Origin of the sequence: Priestia megaterium NBRC 15308 = ATCC 14581, from assembly GCF_000832985.1 — a bacterium.
GTDB classification, from domain to species: domain Bacteria; phylum Bacillota; class Bacilli; order Bacillales; family Bacillaceae_H; genus Priestia; species Priestia megaterium.
On sequence record NZ_CP009920.1, the window covers coordinates 2,970,076 to 2,988,737 of the forward strand.

Consider the following 18,662-nt stretch of genomic DNA (forward strand, 5'->3'; position numbering starts at 1 on the left):
TAAGGGGAGAGTTGAAATGTTAAGAGTCGCAATTGCAGAAGACGATTTTCGAATTGCTCAAGTTCAAGAGCGATTTTTATTAGAAGTAGATGGTGTGGAAGTTGTAGGTAAAGCGTTGAATGCAAAAGAGACGCTTGAAATGCTAAAGGAGAAGAAAGTTGATTTACTTCTTTTAGACATCTATATGCCAGATGAAATGGGAACAGATTTACTGCCAAAAATCAGAGCGCGGTTTCCACACGTTGACGTTATAGTGGTAACGGCTGCCACCGAAAAAAACATTGTAGAAATCTGTTTGAGAAACGGCGTCGTTAATTATTTGATTAAGCCGGTTATGATGGAATCCTTCATTAATGCTATTAAACAGTATCAAGAGAAAAAGGAACTGTTTAGTACGCATGAAGAAGTAGATCAATCATTTATTGATGCGTACTTTGGACATGTCAGGACAAAGCCAAAAGCGGATAAATCTCTTCCTTCAGGTATTGATGGTATCACATTACAAAAGTCAAAAGATATTTTAAAAAGCATCAAAGGAATTACGATCGAAGAGATGGGGCAGCACATGGGAGTATCTAGAACGACAGCTAGACGATATTTAGAGTATCTAGTATCAACTGGTGAATGTCACGTTGAATATGATTATGGGATTATTGGACGGCCAGAGCGCAAGTACTATTTAGCGTAGCATTAGCCTTGAAGGATGGTATATATGATCAAAAAGCTCATGATAGTGTTTATAAGTGTATTGCTTGTTAGCTGTTCTTCTCCCTCTAAAAAAGACCGTATTGATATGGGGGAAATTGAAATTGTGGCAGCCGGTGCAAAAGGCGGAGGAGCAGACGCAACAGTAAGAGCCATTCAACAAGTGCTAACGGAAAAGAAGATTGTGAAGGTACCCGTTTCTGTTAGTAATAAAATAGGTGGGCAAGGTGAAGAAGGATGGAAATATATTAAACAGAGAAAAGAAGGGAATATTGTTTCCGGAAATTCCAGCTTGCTGATTACAAATAATTTGCTAGGGCAAAGTCAATTAACATATAAAGACTTTACTCCGCTCGCTATTTTAACATCTGAATGGGAGGTCATCGTAGTTCCTGCTAACTCTCCTATATATAATTTAAAACAGCTCATACGCACGTTAAATCAAAGTGAATCCAGCATGAAAGTGGGAATATCACCTCGCTTAGGAAACGACGATCATTTATCGTTCATGCAGCTAAATAAAAAAGCAGGCGTAGACTCTTCCAAGCTTGAGTTCTTCGTTTACAACAGCAGTCATAAAGTGATCGATGCACTCGTTCATCATCAGCTAGATGTAGCACCTATGTCATTATCAGAAGTGAAAAAGCAGTATGAACAAGGGCAGGTAAGAATACTCGCCGTTTCTTCTCCCAGCAGGCTAGAAGAGTTAAAAGAGATCCCAACGTGGAAAGAAGCGGGAATTGACGTAACGTTTAGCCATTGGAGAGGTCTAATGGGACCGCCTAATATGACCAAAGAGCAGGTAGCATATTGGAATAAGACAGTGTATGAAATGGTTCATACAAAAGAATGGGAACAGCTGCTTAAAGATAACGATTTAACCTCTTTTTATAAAAATAGCAGCGGTGCTAAAGTCTTTCTTGAACAGCAAAGCAAGCTGTATTCTGACTTAATGGGCGGAACAAATGATGAATAAATATAATAGAAAGAGGTTGGGATAAAAGGATTTTAGACGGAGTGAAAAACGAACCATTGATCAAGATTTTTGATTCGTGTTTCGTTTTTTTGTTTTGGTGAGCATAGTTTCATCTGTTCTGTTCCTTCTAGCAGTTGATTGGAGGGCAAGACGAAGACTCCTGCGGGAAAAGCGGAAGGGGTGAGACCCCACAGGAGAGTAAGCGACGAGGAGGCTCACCGGCCGCCCGCGGAAAGCGAAGTCTTGCACGGAAATCAACTGCGGAGTCAAAAGCAGTTCAGCTCATATATCTCATTTGTTCGTCTTTAGATTGAATTCATTTCGGTATGTCTTAACCTCTTTCTATCAGTGTACATCTTTTAAATCCAAGTTTTGAATGAACTCAATAAAAGCTTTTACGATGTTAATCTTTAATGAATCCTCATGATAAAACATCCATGTACTGCGCGTTAAAGGCTGCTGGTCTTTTGTTTTTAACGTGTATCTGTAAATCTCGGCTGCGTCATCAAGCAGCATACTCGGCAAAATCGCGTAACCGAGTCCGTTTACAACCATCTTTTTGCATGTTTCTGCTTTATCCACTTCAATACTGACAAGGGGAGGCTGAGAGTAATTTTCAGCCCACCAGTTATCAACAGATGTTTTTAAAAAACGATCTTGGTGATAGTCAATCCGAGGTAGATTGGGAAGGTTGTTTATGTCGACAGGCTGTGCAGACGCAATGCAAATTGTTTCTTTAAAAAGCAGCTCTTTCTGATCTTGCCAGTTATAATCACCTTTTACAAACGCAATATGAACATCGTGCTTATAAAGAAGATGAGCCATGTCGCTGCTCCATCCGGTCGTGACTTTGAATTCCACGTCGGGAAATCGCTCTTTAAATAAGCGTAATAGCCCAGGTAGCTTGTAGTCAGTGAAAAAGTTAGACACTCCTAGACGTAAAGTACCGGTTAATTGATCATCCATGTTTAACACATTTTCTTTTATTTTTTGAAGCGTGAGCAGCATTTCTTCTGCGCACTTCACTAAATATTCTCCCTGCGGTGTAAACTGAACTCCGCGGCGTCCTCTGTTCACGATCTGAACATGAAATTCCTTTTCCATCTGCTGCAGTCTATGCGTAAGCGCAGGCTGAGAGATAAACAGCTCCTTGGCTGCTTTTGTAATGTTTTTTTCTCGATACAACACTTGTAGAATAAGCCAATCTCGATCGTCCATACTATCCCTCCAGAAATAAAAAAAATGAATGGTTTATAATAAAATTTCGATATTTTAATTATCTCTAAAATTATACTATAGTTAAGAAGAAGAATGTTCGGCGTAAGAAAGAAAAGCCTTGTAGAAGGAAGGAAGTAGATATGAACGCAAGAATTATTTTTTTACAATCTATATTTTTTATTTTATTAACATGCGTGGGAGGATTTCTTCTATCGTTAACAGGCTTATCCATTGGCTGGATGCTTGGGACCCTCATTTTAGCTGCTATTCTAACTTTTCGGAAGCCGCGTTTTTTATCTCAAACAAGCAAAAAAGGTATTCCAAAATATTGGCTGTACGCAGGACAGTGTATTTTAGGGATTGAATTAGGTCAAAAGATTAACTTGTCTGTATTAACTACGTTTCAATCTCACTGGTCCACCATTACGATCATGCTTTTGCTGTCCGTTGTTTTTTCTCTTTTATCCGGTTATTTGCTATGGAAGTTCAGTTCCACAGATTTATTAACAAGCTTTTTCGGCACGACTCCTGGAGGAATGAGCGCAATGCCAGGCATGGCTGAAGAGGTAGGGGCCAATACGGCAATTGTAAGCATTATTCAAACAATGCGCGTGTTTTTAGTTGTGCTTGCTGTTCCTTTATTTGTGGTTTATTGGGGAAGTAATACAGGACGGCATGCAGTGTCAGTTACCCCAAGCGTTTTTCAATGGGGATCACTGTTATGGACAGGCGTTTTAATCGTTACAGCAGTAGTAGGCTATTATATAGGAAAAAAACTAAAATTTCCTGCGCCTTGGTTAGTAGGAGGGATGCTTACTGTTGCGATTGTTCAAACAGCTGCTTCATCGTACGTAGGGTATAATCTTCAAGCATACTGGCCTCATTCTGTGATGATTTTATCGCAAATTTTTATTGCTTCAAGCATTGGTTCTCGCTTTCATAAAGAAATGTTTATTGGCGTAAAAAAAATTATGGTTGTTGCGCTTATTAATACAATCGGTTTGATCGCCGCTATGTTCGTATGTGCACTAGTAGTCTCCAAAATAACTGGAATTGAGCTTATCACGTCTATTTTAGCGTTTGCTCCTGGGGGCATTGCAGAAATGGCGACTACATCCATTGTATTGCAGGCTGATTCGACGTTAGTAGTAGCGGTCCAAGTGCTTCGGATTTTAACCATTTGGCTGCTTCTTCCTCCGCTGTTTCGATTGTTTCATCAGTGGGGAGAAAGAAAAAGAATACATTCACACGTGTCATAATAAATATGTGAATGCACTAGGCAAAGTAAGAGAGAGTTTTAAAGAGAGAAATGGGGGGAGAAAAGATGAGTAATAAAGAAATGGTGGTCAGTCAGTTCGGGGGGAATGCCGGAAAGTATGTCAAAAGTAAAGGTCATGCAAAAGGCAAAGATTTAGCGGTTTTAGCGGAAATTGCTGAAGAAAATAGAGGAGGAAAGCTGCTTGATGTAGCGACAGGAGGAGGACACGTGGCAAATAAGCTAGCACCTGTCTTTCAAGAAGTAACGGCTTTTGACTTAACTCCTCAAATGTTGCAAAGTGCTGAAGGCTTCATTAAAGAAAATGGTTATGAAAATGTATCGTTTGTTCAAGGAGATGCTGAAGATATGCCATTTCAAGATGACGAGTTTGATACAGTAACGTGCAGAATTGCACCGCACCATTTTCCTAATATTAAACAGTTCATCAAAGAGGTGTACCGAGTGTTAAAGCCAGGCGGACAGTTCTTGCTCATTGATAATGTAGCACCGGAAGTGAATGCTTATGACGAGTTTTATAATCGAGTTGAAAAGACAAGAGATCCAAGCCATTATCGTGCTTATAAAAAGACAGAGTGGCTTTCTATGCTTGAAATGCAAGGATTCCGTACAGAAGTGCTGACAACTTTCTCAAAGCGCTTTTTATTTGATGACTGGTGCGGGATGATGAATGTTTCGGAAGAGACAAAGCGTGAGCTTACTCAATATATGCTGAATATACCAAGCGGGTTTAAGCAGTTTTTTGATATCAAAACAAATCAACAGGGAATTGAATCGTTTCAAGGAGAAGCAATCTTTGTAGCGTGTTGCAAAAATAAATAACAAGAAGCCAACTCACCGGAGTTGGCTTCTTGTTTTACTTATGCTCGTTGGTTTGAACGATTTCCAAAATATTGCGTAATACGGTCTAAAATAATCGCTAAAATAACGATTGAAATTCCGGCTTCAAAGCCCGTGCCGACTTCAAGTCGAGAAACTGCACGATATACTTCCGCACCAAGCCCCGGAGCACCTACAAGAGAGGCAATAACAACCATTGAAAGAGATAGCATGATGCTTTGGTTAATTCCGGCCATGATGGTTTTTGTAGCTAATGGAAGCTGTACTTTAAATAATTTTTGTTTTGTTGTTGAACCGTAGGCATTTGCTGCTTCTACTAAGTCAGCGGGTACTTCACGAATACCTAGATTCGTTAAGCGAATCGTCGGAGGCATTGCAAAGATAACAGATGAGATAACGCCTGGTACCACACCAATTCCAAAGAAGAAAAGTGCTGGAATCAAATAAACAAATGCGGGCATTGTCTGCATAAAGTCTAAGATTGGCGTAATAATTCGAGCCGTCTTTTCGCTTTGAGATGCCCAAATGCCAAGCGGAATTCCTACTATAATCGAAATCAGTACGCTTGTTAAAACGAGGGCTAGTGTGTCCATGGTTTCTTGCCAGTAGCCAAGATTAAGAATAAATAATAGGCCAATCATCGATAAAATAGTAAATGACCATTTTTTACTTGAAAACCAAGCAATGATTCCGACAATTAAGATTAAAATCAATGCGGGTGGAAAGGTTAGCACTAGTACAATAAAACTTACAATACCATCGACAATAGCTGAAATAACATCAAAAAACCCTTTGATATTATCGTTTAAAAACGTCACAAAATGGTCAATCCAATTGCCAACGGGAATTTTAGGAATACTATTCATTTACGTTCACCTCATTACTATCAGTACCAGCGAGTGCTTCAATTACTCGTTCTTTTTTTATGATGCCGCGCAGACGATGGTTTTCATCTACAACCGGTAGTGGAAAGCGGCTGATAACCATTTTGTCGTACAAGTTTTCTAGTAGCGTATCTGTTGTAACAGTTGGAATATCCGTATCTAATACGTCTGCTGTCAGTTTATCTTGTTTAATGGCGCGGATAATATCATCTGCCGTTACAACTCCTAGAAGCGTTTTTTTCTTGTCTACGACGTAGATGCTTGAATAACCAGCTTCTTGCATAATTTTAAGCGCCACGCGCGGACCTCGGTCTACGGTAATAGATTCAGCACGGTTCATCACGCTTTCAGCTGTGTATACTTTAGCTACATTAACGTCTTCTACAAAGCGCTCAACATAATCATTGGCAGGGTTTGTCATAATTTCTTCAGGTGTTCCTACCTGAACAACACTGCCGTCTTTCATTAAAACGATGCGATCTCCGATTCGAAGAGCTTCATCAAGATCATGGGTAATAAAAATGATTGTACGTTCCATTTTTTCTTGAAGCTCCAGTAAGAAATCTTGCATGTCTTTACGAATAAGCGGATCTAGTGCACTGAATGCTTCATCCATTAATAAAATGTCAGGGTCATTGGCAAGTGCTCGGGCCAGTCCGACGCGCTGCTGCATACCGCCGCTCAGTTCACCAGGGTATTGATTTTCGTACCCTTTCAAACCTACTAATTCAAGCGCTTCTTTTGCTTTTTTTTCACGTTCGGCTTTTGGTGTACCTTGAACTTCTAATCCGTATTCTGTGTTATCAAGAACCGTACGGTGAGGGAATAGGGCAAAGTTTTGAAAAACCATGCTCATTTTTTTTCGGCGCATGTCGCGAAGTTCCTCTTTGTTCATTTTTACTACATCGTCACCGTCTAAAATAAGAGATCCAGATGTTGGTTCAACAAGGCGATTAAACATACGAACTAAAGTGGATTTACCGCTTCCAGACAGGCCCATAATAACGAAGATCTCACCGGATTTAATTTCGAAGTTTGCTTGATTAACCCCGATTGTCATTCCTGTTTCTTCTAGAATTTCTTTTTTTGTTTTTCCTTTTTGAAGTAAATCAATCGCCTTTGACGGATTCTTACCAAACACTTTGGTTATATTTTGTACTTTTAATTTTACGTGTTCCATATGTCCACCTCAATTGTTGTTTTCATTTACGTTCATTACTCTTTTGTCCAACTGTCGATTAATTTTTTATGTTTTTTTACCCATTTCTGTGCTGCTTCTTCAGGGTTTGAAGATTTTTCGACTTGTGACAGAAGAGGACTGATTAATTTATCATTCATCTGTGCATTATTCATCCATTTTATAACTTGAGGATTTGTCTTTTTAAATTCCTTGCTTGTCATTGTGTAAATGTTGTCAGGATCTCCAAACGAATTTTTAGGATCTTTTAAGTATTTGATATCAAAGTCTGCAAAAGCCCAGTGCGGATTCCACATAGTCACAACAATTGGTTTTTTTGCATCATAGGCTTTGCGCAGTTCGCTGAGCATAGCTGCCTCAGATGATTTTACAAGCGTATAGTTTTTAAGGTTATAGTCCTTTAACGCTTGTTCAGCTAATCCGTTAATACTGGAGCCCGGGTCAATTCCAATGACTTTGTTATCGACATCGGAAGCAACTTTAGCAAGATCTTCTGTTGTATTCACGTCTTTCATATAGGTTGGAACTGCAAATCCTAAGCGTGCATTTTTAAGCCAAGGATCTTCAATGTTCACTTGATCTTTATACTTTTTGTAAAAAGGCGCATCTGTTGTAGGGAGCCATGGTGCAAATGAAATATCAATGTCGTCATTAGCTGTTCCTACCCAAACACCAGCTTTCTCTAAGAAAACGGTTCTAACCTTGTAGCCTCGATCTTCTAAAATGTGTTTCCACACGTACGTGTAGGCAATGTTTTCAGTATAGTTATTCATGCCGATGGTAATGGTTTTTTTATCTTTAAATGCGCCATTACCGTTGCCGCAAGCTGAAGTAATAACTAGAAGAAAACAAATCATGCTGATTAACAATAGTTTCTTCATGCAGTGTAACTCCTTTATAAAGTTTTAAATCAATCTGACTGATATGTAGAACGGATGCTAAACACAACGAAGTGTATACCCGGTTTTTTTAGATGGTAAACATAGAAAATATAAAATGTGAAATAGAATGGGTGATTTTTCGGCGTTATAAAGTTATTTTTAGCTAAAAATGTACATCGTAGTTGCGAGAAATTATGGGAAATAAATGGATAAAATAAGTGACTGTAGAATCAGTTTTACATGTTATCACTCTTTTTTTTACTCCGTCAACTTCAAGTGAAGAGTAATTAGCCGATAAAGCTTTATAAATAAACGCAGAAAAGTATCTTTCTATTAAAGATACTTTTCCAGAAAAATAGTTGCTTAAAGAGCGTTGTATCAGCTTTTACTTTGGATGGTGAAAGGAGGAGAAATAACAGTGAGACATATAAAAAGAGCGAGGATAAAATGATAAAATAAAAAAATATTTTTGAAGCCGGCATGCGACCGATTTTTAATTAAATTTAAAGATTCAGAAAATTTTATCTTGCATAATTTGCGTTGCTTATAGTAAAATGAATGAAAGTCATTCATTTCATAGGTGGAGGGAAAGAGTTGGTTACAAGCACAAGTGAAAAATACGATAAAATCTTACAGGCGGCGATTGAAGTTATATCTGAAAAGGGGCTTGATAAAACGTCAATTTCAGACATTGTGAAGCGTGCAGGTGTAGCTCAAGGAACTTTTTATCTTTATTTTAGATCTAAAAATGCCCTTGTTCCTGCTATTGCAGAGAACTTACTTTCTTTGTCACTTGAAAAAATTAAAGAAAGAGCTAAAACAGCAACAGATTTTTTAAGTACATTAGAGGTAATGATTGATGAAACGTATAAAACAACAGATGAATATAGAGATGTTCTTGTTTTATGCTATTCGGGGCTCGCCTTTGACTATTCATTAGAAACATGGGAAGCTATTTATTTACCTTATTACAACTGGTTTGAACAGGTATTAAATGAGGCAGTGAAAAAAGATGAAGTCATCAAACAGCTTAACGTTAAATGGACAGCTAAAACGATGATCAATTTGATTGAAAATGCTGCTGAACTTTTTTATATTGGGCGAGAGCAAGATGTCACACTTGAACAATCGAAGGAAGAACTTTTTCAATTCTTAAAGCGTTCTCTTGTGCCATCTATGTAATATTAGCACTGCTGATATTACACCTATCAAAATGACTGACATTCATTCAAAATATACAATTAATTATCAGAATTATAAGTTTTTAAAAGTTTAAAATGACTGACAATCAGTCGTTATTTAATAAGGAGGTATCTTATGGATCGTACAGTCGTTAAAACGTTAACTTTAAATATGTACATAAACGGAGAGTGGAAAAAAGCAGAGAAGCAGCGTCCTACTGTTAATCCAGCTACAGGTGAAGTGATTGGATATGCTGCAGAAGGCAGCATAGAAGATATGAAAACAGCGATTACAGCAGCACGAGAAGCCTTTGACAGCGGAATTTGGTCTGAGACTTCTGCATCTGAAAGAGCAGCTATCTTATTTAAAATTGCCGATAAGCTTGAAGAAGCGAAAGAAGAATTAGCAGCGCTAGAAACAATGGATAACGGAAAGCCATATCGTGAAGCGGAGGCTGATGTGGAAGATGCGGCTGCTTGTTTTAGATATTACGCTGGATTAATTACAAAGCCAGACGGTCAAACGTACAGTGTTCCTGCACCTATACAAGCAATGGTTATAAAAGAACCAATTGGGGTGTGCGGGCTGATTGTACCTTGGAATTATCCGCTGTTGATGAGCGTGTGGAAAATTGCACCTGCTTTAGCTGCAGGAAACACGATTGTATTTAAACCTTCTGAAGTGACACCGGTTACTCCTACAAAACTTTTTGAGATTTTAGAAAGCGTAGGATTGCCAAAAGGAGTAGCAAACCTTGTTATGGGAGCCGGAGATACTGTAGGAAATACGCTTATTCAAGATAAGCGTGTTGATAAGATTTCCTTTACGGGTGGAACGGTAACTGGAAAACACATCATGCGTCAAGCAGCAGAGAATGTAACGAAAGTCTCTTTAGAACTTGGAGGAAAGTCACCGAACATTATATTTGCTGACGCTGATTTTGAAACAGCTGTAGATTATGCCTTATTTGGAATTTTTGCAGGAAGCGGCCAAATTTGCGCTGCAGGTTCTCGTATTTTAGTAGAAGAAAGCATCGCTGAGAAATTTATTGAACGTTTTGCAGAGCGTGCTCAAAAAATTAAGGTAGGAAATGGAATGGATCAAGAGATTGAAATGGGCCCTCTTGTAAGTGAAGACCATATGAAAAAAGTATTAAAGTACATCGGAATTGGAAAGCAAGAAGGCGCCCGCCTTGTATGCGGAGGCAATCGAATCACCAGCAGTGGATTGGGAAAAGGATTCTTTGTAGAACCTACGGTTTTTAGTAACGTTACGTCAAATATGAAAATTGTGCAAGATGAAATCTTTGGACCCGTTGTTGTTATTCAAACGTTTAAAGACGAAAAAGAAGCTATTAAGCTTGCAAATGATACGGAATACGGTTTGGCAGGCAGTGTGTTTACAAACGACGGCGCAAAAGCTCTTCGGGTGATTAAAAAGCTGCGTGCGGGCATCACTTGGGTAAACACATATCATTTTACATTTAACGAAGCGCCTTGGGGCGGATATAAGCAGAGCGGAATTGGTCGAGGGCTGGGCACGTTTGGATTGGAAGAATTTCAAGAAGTAAAACAAATTAATATTAATTTACAAGTAGAGCCAATCGGCTGGTTTAAAAATTAAAAAGTAGAGAAGGAGCGATATTAAAATGAATACAGTGACGAAAAATCAAGAGGTAAACAAAGCATATGGTGAAGTAAACGAATATATCAACAAAGTGCTGGGACTTATTGAAAAAAGCGAAGTGTCAGCTGAAGAAGCACAGTGGATTACGAAAGAAACAGTAGACGGATTTCGTGAGCATGTCAACCCAGGCTTTTTAGAATATCGCAAAACAGTAACGGTGGATACGCAGTTTGCAGCTGTGGAATGGTCAGATGAAGGCTCTTGTTTTACGGATGTAAACGGTAAAAAATACATTGATTGTTTGGGCGGATTTGGAATTTATAACGTGGGGCACCGCCATCCTAAAGTAGTCAAAGCTGTTCAAGATCAGCTTCAGCGTCAAGCGCTCCATAGCCAAGACTTATTAGATCCACTTCGTGCGATGCTTGCGAAAATTTTAGCAGATATTACACCGGGGGATTTGAAGTATTCCTTTTTCACAAATAGCGGAACAGAAAGTGTAGAAGCCGCTTTAAAATTAGCGAAAATGTATAGTGATCGAACAACGTTTATTTCCACAACACGTTCTTTTCACGGAAAAAGTCTAGGTTCTTTATCAGGTACGGCAAAAGGAATGTTCCGCAAACCATTTCTGCCGTTAATTCCAGGTTTCCGTCACGTACCGTTTGGTGATATTGACATGATGCGCAAAACATTTGAAACGTGCGTGCTTGTAGGGGAAGATGTGGCAGCTGTTTTATTAGAACCAATTCAAGGAGAAGGCGGCATTATTCTTCCTCCTGAAAATTATTTAAAAGAAGTGCGTGCACTATGTGATGAGTACGACGCTATCTTAATTTTTGATGAAGTTCAAACAGGTATGGGACGTACCGGTGAAATGTTTGCATCAGAACTATACGATGTTGTACCCGATATTTTATGTCTTGCTAAAGCGTTTGGAGGAGGAGTTATGCCTGCTGGGGCAGTCGTAGCAAAAGAAAAAGTGTTTTCAAGTTTCTTTGATAATCCGTTTATGCACACAACAACGTTTGGAGGTAACCCGCTTGCCTGCGCAGCCGCTATTGCCACCATTAACGTGTTGATTGAAGAACAGCTGCCAAACCGTGCAAAAGAGCTGGGAGAATATTTCCTTGCTGGTTTAAAGAAAGCAGCTGAAAAACATGGAGATAAAGTACTTGAAATCAGAGGGCAAGGTTTAATGATTGGAATTGAGTTTCACCAAGATGAAATTGGCTATGCACTCTCTAAAGGTATGTTTGATGAAGGGATTCTAGTAGCCGGAACGCTTGTAAATTCTAAAACAATTCGTATTGAGCCACCGTTGACTATTTCAGCGGAAGAAGTAGATCAGGTCATTTCTACATTTGAAAAAGTATTAAATGAGCTGAACCACCAATAAATGTAACAAGGAGCAATGAATATGAGTCGGCAAACGTTTCTTATTCCCGTATTGCTTTCAATGATTTTAGTAGTAGAAATGCCTAGTGACTAATTGAAATCATTGAAACGGAGGAGTAAATTATGAAATATCCATTGTCCCCAGATGTCAAACCAGAATTTTGTACAACGGGCTCATTTATGAGGCTGCCAGCGGAAAGAGAAAATGCAAAAGTAGGACTAGTAGGGATGCCGTTTGATACGGCAGCATCTTTTAGAGTAGGTGCGCGCTTTGCACCTCAGGCAATTCGGCAAGCTTCCATGACGCTGTTTCCTTATCACCCGGTACACGACGTATATCCATTCGATGATACAAATGCTATCGATATTGGTGATGTGTCCGTTATTCCGCATAATATTCACAGAAGCTATGAATTAATGGAAGAAGCGGTAGGCACTCTTATGGATAGAGGAATTGTTCCAATTGGAATTGGAGGAGATCATTCGATTACCTTAGCAAGCCTTCGTGCTGCTGCTAAAAGATATGGTCCAGTGGCTATGATTCATTTTGATTCTCATACAGACACGTGGGATACGTATTACGATGAAAAGTATTGGCACGGATCTCCTTTTATACGCGCATATGAAGAAGGGCTAGTAGATCCAAAGAAGGTCTTTCAAATCGGTATCAGAGGAACATTAAATCATCCGGGAGATGTTCAAGAAAGCAAAGACCTCGGTTATCATGTAGTAACGGCAGGAGAGCTTGAACATCAAGGATTTTCAGTGGTTTTAGAGCAAATGAAGACAGCGATTGGAGATACGCCGTGCTTTTTAACGTTTGATATTGATTTTGTTGATCCTTCTTGTGCACCAGGAACAGGAACGCTTGAAGTAGGCGGATTCAGCAGCAGAGAAACGCTGAAAATGATCCGTTCTCTGGCGGAATTTAACTATGTTGGATTTGACCTGGTGGAAGTGCTGCCTTCTTATGATCCAACTCAGATAACCTCGTTGCTTGCAGCTACAATCATTCATGATTTTGCTAGTTTAGTTGCAGTGAAAACGAAAAGAGAGTCATTGGATGCGATGATTGAATAACGGCTTGTAAGCAGAAATCCCTCTTATTCAGAGGGTATTTCTGCGTTGATATAGCAGGAGATTAGGAACATATAGCTATTTAAAATAAAGCGCTTTCATAATATGATAAAAGAAAAAGATAGTTTGTTAGCAACCCTTACCAACTTAAAGAAATAAATCATATATTTGTTATAGTAAATGTAACTACTCTTTATATAAAAATGAATGAAAGTCATTCATTTTTATATAAAGAAATTAAATACAGGCATTTATGGATTTAATTGTCAGAATGTTCTTAATAAATAGAAGGGGGAAGATAAATGGAACATGAAACAGTAACATTAAAAAGGTCGTTGAAATTATGGCAGATTGTATTAATGGGGATCGGATATATGACTCCGATGGTAGTGTTTGATACGTTTGGGATTGCATCTGATATGACGAATGGACACGTTCCCACGTCTTATATCATAGCCCTTGTCGGGATGCTTCTCACAGCAGTAAGCTACAAAAAGATGATTCAAGTGTTTCCAAATGCAGGGTCAGCTTATACATATACGCAAAAGACAATCAATCCACATTTAGGATTCTTAGTTGGCTGGTCTGCACTAATGGATTATCTCTTTTTACCGATGGTTAACGCACTTATTTTTCAAATTTATTTATCATCTATTTTTCCTTCGGTACCATCGTGGATTTGGGTTGTCAGCTTCGTCATTATCGTTACGCTGCTAAATTTACGAAGCGTTAATTTCACCGCCAATTTCAATACGTTTCTTGTTGTATTTCAAATGACGATTTTAGTATTGTTTGTTGCTGTTTCAATCAAAGCCCTGCTAGGAGGAATGGGGGAAGGTACTCTTTTTTCTATGAAGCCTTTCTTTAATCAGAACATGACGTCATCAGGGCTAATAGCGGGAGCCACACTTATGTGTTTTTCCTATTTAGGATTTGATGCAGTGGCTATGTTATCAGAAGAAACGCCTAATCCTAAAAAAACGATTCCGCAAGCTATTTTTTTAGTTGCGTTAATCGGAGGAGTCATGTTTACCGTGACATCTTATTTTATTCAAGCGGTTTTTCCAACGTTAGAAGGATTCAAGCATCCAGACGCTGCGGCTCCTGAAATTGCTATGTATGTGAGCGGTACGCTGTTTCAAATTGTCTTTTTAGCTGGAGGAATTGCAGGAACATTATCGTCAGGCATGTCATCGCATGCAAGCGTTTCGCGTTTATTATACGTAATGGGACGCGATCGAATTTTACCTCAGTCATTTTTTGGTTATGTTCATCCTAAGCTGCGCACTCCCTCTCGAAATATTGTATTAGTCGGAGTTGTATCAGCAACTGCCATTTTCTTCAGTCTGGCAACGGCTACGTCATTTATTAATTTTGGAGCACTCATTGCGTTTTCTTTTGTTAATATTTCGGTTATTGCGCACTATGCTGTTCATCAAAAGCAGCACCGGTCGGCTAAGGGTTTTTGGTCATACATTATTATGCCACTATTAGGAGCGGCAGCGATTGGCGTTTTATGGCTTAACTTGGAGCGCAATTCATTTTTACTTGGTATTGGCTGGGCGATTGCTGGTTTAGTTTATTTAGTGTATGCAACGAAAGGTTTTAGAAGGCAGCTGTCTTCCATTGAGTTTAAGGAAACAGAAGAAATGTCACCTTTGATGAAAGTCGGAGAAAAGTAAGGATAGAAACTACCTGTTTAAGCCTATCTTATTAAGGAAGCCACATTTATGGATTACGTATTTTGAACGTGTTACTATGTAAGAACGATAAGATAGAAAAAGGTAGGTAAATTATGATTAAAGCAGTTGTGTTTGATTTTGATGGATTAATTATTGATACAGAATCTGTATGGTACGAGGTGTACCGCGAAATGTTAGAAGACAGGGGAGTAGATCTACCGATTGCAACGTTTGCTTCTTATGTAGGAACGGATGCTACGGCACTTTACGATTATTTGCTTCAGCAGTTTAACAATGAGTTCACAAAAGAGGAACTAGCTCAAGAATCGTTAAGACGTCATCAAGAAAAAATGAAATCATTAGTAGCCCGAGAAGGTGTAGCGGAGTACTTGGCAGAAGCAAAAGAACTTGGATTGAAAATTGGTTTAGCAAGCAGCTCATATCGTGACTGGGTAACAGCTTTTTTAAAAGAGCTAGATTTGCTGCACTATTTTGAAGTCATTCAAACGCGCGATGATGTAGAAAAAGTGAAGCCAGATCCCGCTCTTTACCGAAATGCAATTGAAAAGCTAGGAGTAGATCCCTCTGAAGCTTTGGCATTTGAAGATTCTTCTAATGGAGCAAAGGCTGCTATGGCAGCAGGCTTGCGCTGTGTGATTGTACCAAATCCGTTAACTAAACATCTGTCGTTCGAAAGATATCACTTACACATCGAATCGATGAAAGAGAAAAGTTTAAAAGAAGTGATTCAGTATCTTTGTATTGAAGACTAACGCTAAAAGCGCCACATTTTTCAAAAGAAAATGTGGCGCTTTTTTTATTGTTTTACTGCTTCTTCAGTCAAATCAAAAGGATTATCTACAGGGTTATAGACGCCGTCGTAGTGTTTTTTTAACTGTTGCAATAATAAGTCAATAACCTTTAAAGAAATCCTAATTCAGCATTAGTAATAGCTTCATTTATGTTTCATTATAAAGAGAGAAGTTTCGTTGACACCCTGGAAGAATATGTTTTAAGATTACTTCCAAACAGATTTAATTCTTAGTTAATTTATGTATTTAATTAGTTTTGGAGGTTTCTATGGGGAAACATATTTATTTAAATGCGTTTGATATGAATTGTGTTGTACATCAGACACCTGGTTTGTGGACGTACCCAAGTGATCAGGCGGCTGAATATAAAACGTTAGATTACTGGGTGAAGTTAGCTAAGCTATTGGAAAAAGGAAAGTTTGACGGTTTGTTTTTAGCCGATGTATTAGGTATTTATGACGTTTATAGGAAAAGTAATGAAGGAGCTCTTAAACAAGCTGCTCAGCTTCCGGTGAATGAACCAACTGCGCTTATTTCCGCTATGGCATATGCAACAAAGCATTTAGGGTTTGGGGTAACGGTGTCTACTACTTATGAGAAACCTTATGCGTTTGCGCGAAAATTTTCGACGTTGGATCATTTAACAAATGGACGCATTGCATGGAATGTTGTGACTTCATATCTTGAAAGCGGGTCAATTAATCTAGGATTAGAAGAACATTTTACGCATGAAACCCGCTATGACATTGCCGATGAATTTTTAGAAGTTTGCTATAAATTATGGGAAGGAAGTTGGGAGGAAGGAGCTGTTGTAAAAGATAAAGAAAAAGGGATCTTTACACTTCCAGACCGGGTTCATCCGATTAATCATAAAGGGAAGTGGTTTAGTGTTCCAGGTGTACATTTATCAGAACCTTCTCCGCAGCGAACTCCAGTTTTATTTCAAGCAGGAGCTTCTGCCCCAGGAAGAGTATTTGCCGCCAAACATGCTGAGTGTATCTTTACAAGTTTTCCTACTAAAAAAGTAGCCGCAGATTATGTAAAGAAAATGCGCGCTCAAATCGCTGCAGAAGGCAGAGACCCACAGAGCGTATTAATTTTTAATTTATTTACACCAATTGTTGGACGAACAGAAAAAGAGGCTGAAGAGAAGCTTGCTCGTTTTGAAAGCTATGTCAATTTCGAAGGAGCAGCCACGCTGTTTAGCGGCTGGACAGGAATTGATGTTTCTGTCTATGAATCAGAACAGCCTATTGAATTTATTGCGACGAATTCAGTTCGTTCCGCTTTAGAGAAATTTACAATAAGTGATCCCGATAGAAAGTGGACGGTAGAAGAGGTAGTGAAATTTGTCAGTATCGGAGGAATGGGACCGGTTACTGTGGGTAGTCCGGAACAAGTAGCTGATTTTATGGAAGAGTGGATAGACGATACGGGCATGGATGGATTTAATATGGCTTATGTGACCACGCCGGGAACGTTTGCTGATTTTATTGATTTAGTGATTCCTGTTTTGCAGGAAAGAGATTTATTCAAAACAGATTACAGTGAAGGAACTTATAGAGAAAAGTTATTTAAAAAATCCCATTTCTTGCCTGATGAACATTATGGCGCTCAGTATCGAAAGACGAGCCAAAAGGAGAGTTTAACATGACTGCGACTACTGTAAAGGAAGAAATTTATCTTGATCAAGCAAAAAAGCTGTCCGTTTCTTTTGCAAAGGATGCAGCACAAAGAGATAAAGAAGGCGGAACACCTAAACAGCAAAAAGATGCTATTCGCCAAAGCGGGCTGTTAAATTTATTAATTCCTCAAAAATATGGCGGAGAAGGCGGGGAATGGTCAACGGCTTTAGCTATTGTTCGAGAGTTGGCGAAAGGCGATGCAGCATTGGGTCACTTATATGGCTATCACTCCTTGTTTGTCTCAGATGTTCGAATCAAAGGCACAGAAGAACAGCAGGCCTATTTTTATCCTTTATCTGTTCAGCAGCAAGCTTTTTGGGGAAATGCCTCTAATCCTTTAGTAGAAAGCCTAAAAGGTGACAAGCAATCACAAGGTTATCTATTAAATGGAACGAAAGCGTTCGGTTCTGGTTCACCGGATTCTCAGTACTTATGGTTATCATTTAATGACAGAGAAACGGGGCAATATTTAAACGGAGTCGTGCCTACTGACAGAACAGGTATTACCGTCAAAGATGATTGGAATGCGATGGGACAAAGACAGACGGGAAGTGGAAATGTAGATTTTAAAAATGTACGAATAGAAGAACATGAAGTGATTCAATATTTTGTTGAAAACCCTACTCCTTTTTCAACTATTGGAGCCTCGCTGTCGCAAATTATTTTAACGAATGTCTTTATAGGAAGCGCTTTTGGAGCAATTGAAGAAGCACAAAACTATACGGCTTCTAAAACAAGGCCTTGGTTAACATCAGGAGTAGAAAAAGCTTCGGATGATCCAGGTATACTGCGAAAATACGGTGAACTCTGGATTCAAGCGAAAGCAGCCAGTGCACTTGCAGATGAAGCAGCTCTCGTATTGGATGAAGCGTGGGAAAAAGGCAGAAAATTAACGGAAGAAGAACGTGGAAACCTAGCAGTTCACGTAGCGGCTGCCAATGTTTTTGCTGGTAATGCTGCACTGGATATAACAAGTAAGATATTTGAAGTTATGGGAGCGCGTTCGGTTCATGCTGAATACGGATACGATCGATTCTGGCGTAATGTAAGAACTCATACTCTTCATAATCCAGCTGAATACAAGCTTCGAACGGTTGGGAACTGGGTGTTAAATCAGCAGTACCCTACACCTAATCCGTATGCTTGATTTAAAAATAGTAAAAAATGAAGCTATCAGACAACTGAGGCTCCTTATTGCAGTTTATTTGTAATAACGGAGTTT

16 protein-coding genes are annotated in these 18,662 nt (G+C 39.0%); 12 read left to right on the forward strand and 4 right to left on the reverse strand.

Annotated features, from left to right (window positions below; genetic code table 11):
- Nucleotides 1–16 precede the first annotated feature (16 nt).
- Complete coding sequence (locus BG04_RS15755; protein ID WP_034654144.1) at nucleotides 17–688, forward strand: response regulator; 672 nt, start codon at nucleotides 17–19, stop codon at nucleotides 686–688.
- Between the two features lie 24 nt (nucleotides 689–712).
- The gene (locus tag BG04_RS15760; protein WP_025749762.1) at nucleotides 713–1,681 is read left to right on the forward strand and encodes a tripartite tricarboxylate transporter substrate binding protein; all 969 of its coding nucleotides are present in this window, start codon (nucleotides 713–715) and stop codon (nucleotides 1,679–1,681) included.
- A gap of 345 nt (nucleotides 1,682–2,026) precedes the next feature.
- Here the strand turns inward: BG04_RS15760 and BG04_RS15765 are convergent, their stop codons facing one another.
- Nucleotides 2,027–2,899 carry a LysR family transcriptional regulator gene (locus BG04_RS15765; protein WP_016763152.1) on the reverse strand — a complete coding sequence of 291 codons (873 nt, stop codon included), beginning with the start codon at nucleotides 2,897–2,899 and terminating at the stop codon, nucleotides 2,027–2,029.
- Between the two features lie 140 nt (nucleotides 2,900–3,039).
- Between BG04_RS15765 and BG04_RS15770 the strand changes: the two genes are divergently transcribed.
- Together BG04_RS15770 and BG04_RS15775 are read left to right on the forward strand one after the other, a co-directional pair.
- Complete coding sequence (locus BG04_RS15770; protein WP_016763153.1) at nucleotides 3,040–4,158, forward strand: AbrB family transcriptional regulator; 1,119 nt, start codon at nucleotides 3,040–3,042, stop codon at nucleotides 4,156–4,158.
- 65 nt (nucleotides 4,159–4,223) lie between these two features.
- Entirely contained in the window at nucleotides 4,224–4,997 is a 774-nt protein-coding gene (locus tag BG04_RS15775; protein WP_016763154.1) for a class I SAM-dependent methyltransferase, read from the forward strand.
- A gap of 38 nt (nucleotides 4,998–5,035) precedes the next feature.
- On the opposite strand, the gene BG04_RS15780 is transcribed toward BG04_RS15775, so the two are convergent.
- Genes BG04_RS15780 through BG04_RS15790 form a run of 3 tightly spaced genes read right to left on the reverse strand, consistent with a single transcriptional unit; the run spans nucleotide 5,036 to nucleotide 7,978 of the window.
- Nucleotides 5,036–5,881: an ABC transporter permease gene (locus BG04_RS15780; protein ID WP_013081885.1), complete on the reverse strand. Its 846-nt coding sequence runs from the start codon at nucleotides 5,879–5,881 to the stop codon at nucleotides 5,036–5,038.
- The gene (locus tag BG04_RS15785; RefSeq protein ID WP_034654142.1) at nucleotides 5,874–7,079 is read right to left on the reverse strand and encodes a quaternary amine ABC transporter ATP-binding protein; all 1,206 of its coding nucleotides are present in this window, start codon (nucleotides 7,077–7,079) and stop codon (nucleotides 5,874–5,876) included. Before BG04_RS15785 ends, BG04_RS15780 begins: the two co-directional genes overlap by 8 nt.
- A 35-nt stretch (nucleotides 7,080–7,114) precedes the next feature.
- Nucleotides 7,115–7,978, reverse strand: a complete 864-nt coding sequence (locus BG04_RS15790; RefSeq protein ID WP_034654140.1) for a glycine betaine ABC transporter substrate-binding protein — start codon at nucleotides 7,976–7,978, stop codon at nucleotides 7,115–7,117.
- Nucleotides 7,979–8,572: 594 nt separating this feature from the next.
- On the opposite strand from BG04_RS15790, the gene BG04_RS15795 reads away from it, so the two are divergent.
- The 8 genes from BG04_RS15795 to BG04_RS15830 all read left to right on the forward strand — a co-directional run bounded on the left by BG04_RS15795 (nucleotide 8,573) and on the right by BG04_RS15830 (nucleotide 18,587).
- Nucleotides 8,573–9,160: a TetR/AcrR family transcriptional regulator gene (locus BG04_RS15795; RefSeq protein ID WP_016763156.1), complete on the forward strand. Its 588-nt coding sequence runs from the start codon at nucleotides 8,573–8,575 to the stop codon at nucleotides 9,158–9,160.
- 135 nt (nucleotides 9,161–9,295) lie between these two features.
- Entirely contained in the window at nucleotides 9,296–10,783 is a 1,488-nt protein-coding gene (locus BG04_RS15800; protein WP_034654137.1) for an aldehyde dehydrogenase family protein, read from the forward strand.
- A 25-nt stretch (nucleotides 10,784–10,808) separates the two neighbouring features.
- A complete protein-coding gene (locus BG04_RS15805; RefSeq protein WP_034654135.1) occupies nucleotides 10,809–12,185 on the forward strand; it encodes a putrescine aminotransferase in 1,377 nt (458 codons plus the stop codon).
- Between the two features lie 122 nt (nucleotides 12,186–12,307).
- On the forward strand, nucleotides 12,308–13,264 hold the full coding sequence (gene speB, locus BG04_RS15810) for an agmatinase (RefSeq protein WP_034654134.1): 957 nt from the start codon (nucleotides 12,308–12,310) through the stop codon (nucleotides 13,262–13,264).
- Nucleotides 13,265–13,563: 299 nt separating this feature from the next.
- Nucleotides 13,564–14,943: an APC family permease gene (locus tag BG04_RS15815; protein ID WP_034654131.1), complete on the forward strand. Its 1,380-nt coding sequence runs from the start codon at nucleotides 13,564–13,566 to the stop codon at nucleotides 14,941–14,943.
- Between the two features lie 116 nt (nucleotides 14,944–15,059).
- Nucleotides 15,060–15,716 carry an HAD family hydrolase gene (locus BG04_RS15820; RefSeq protein WP_171777865.1) on the forward strand — a complete coding sequence of 219 codons (657 nt, stop codon included), beginning with the start codon at nucleotides 15,060–15,062 and terminating at the stop codon, nucleotides 15,714–15,716.
- Between the two features lie 307 nt (nucleotides 15,717–16,023).
- Complete coding sequence (locus BG04_RS15825; protein WP_034654120.1) at nucleotides 16,024–17,409, forward strand: LLM class flavin-dependent oxidoreductase; 1,386 nt, start codon at nucleotides 16,024–16,026, stop codon at nucleotides 17,407–17,409.
- Nucleotides 17,406–18,587, forward strand: a complete 1,182-nt coding sequence (locus tag BG04_RS15830) for an acyl-CoA dehydrogenase family protein (RefSeq protein ID WP_034654118.1) — start codon at nucleotides 17,406–17,408, stop codon at nucleotides 18,585–18,587. The genes BG04_RS15825 and BG04_RS15830 overlap by 4 nt, the downstream gene beginning before the upstream one ends.
- The last annotated feature ends 75 nt before the right edge of the window (nucleotides 18,588–18,662 follow it).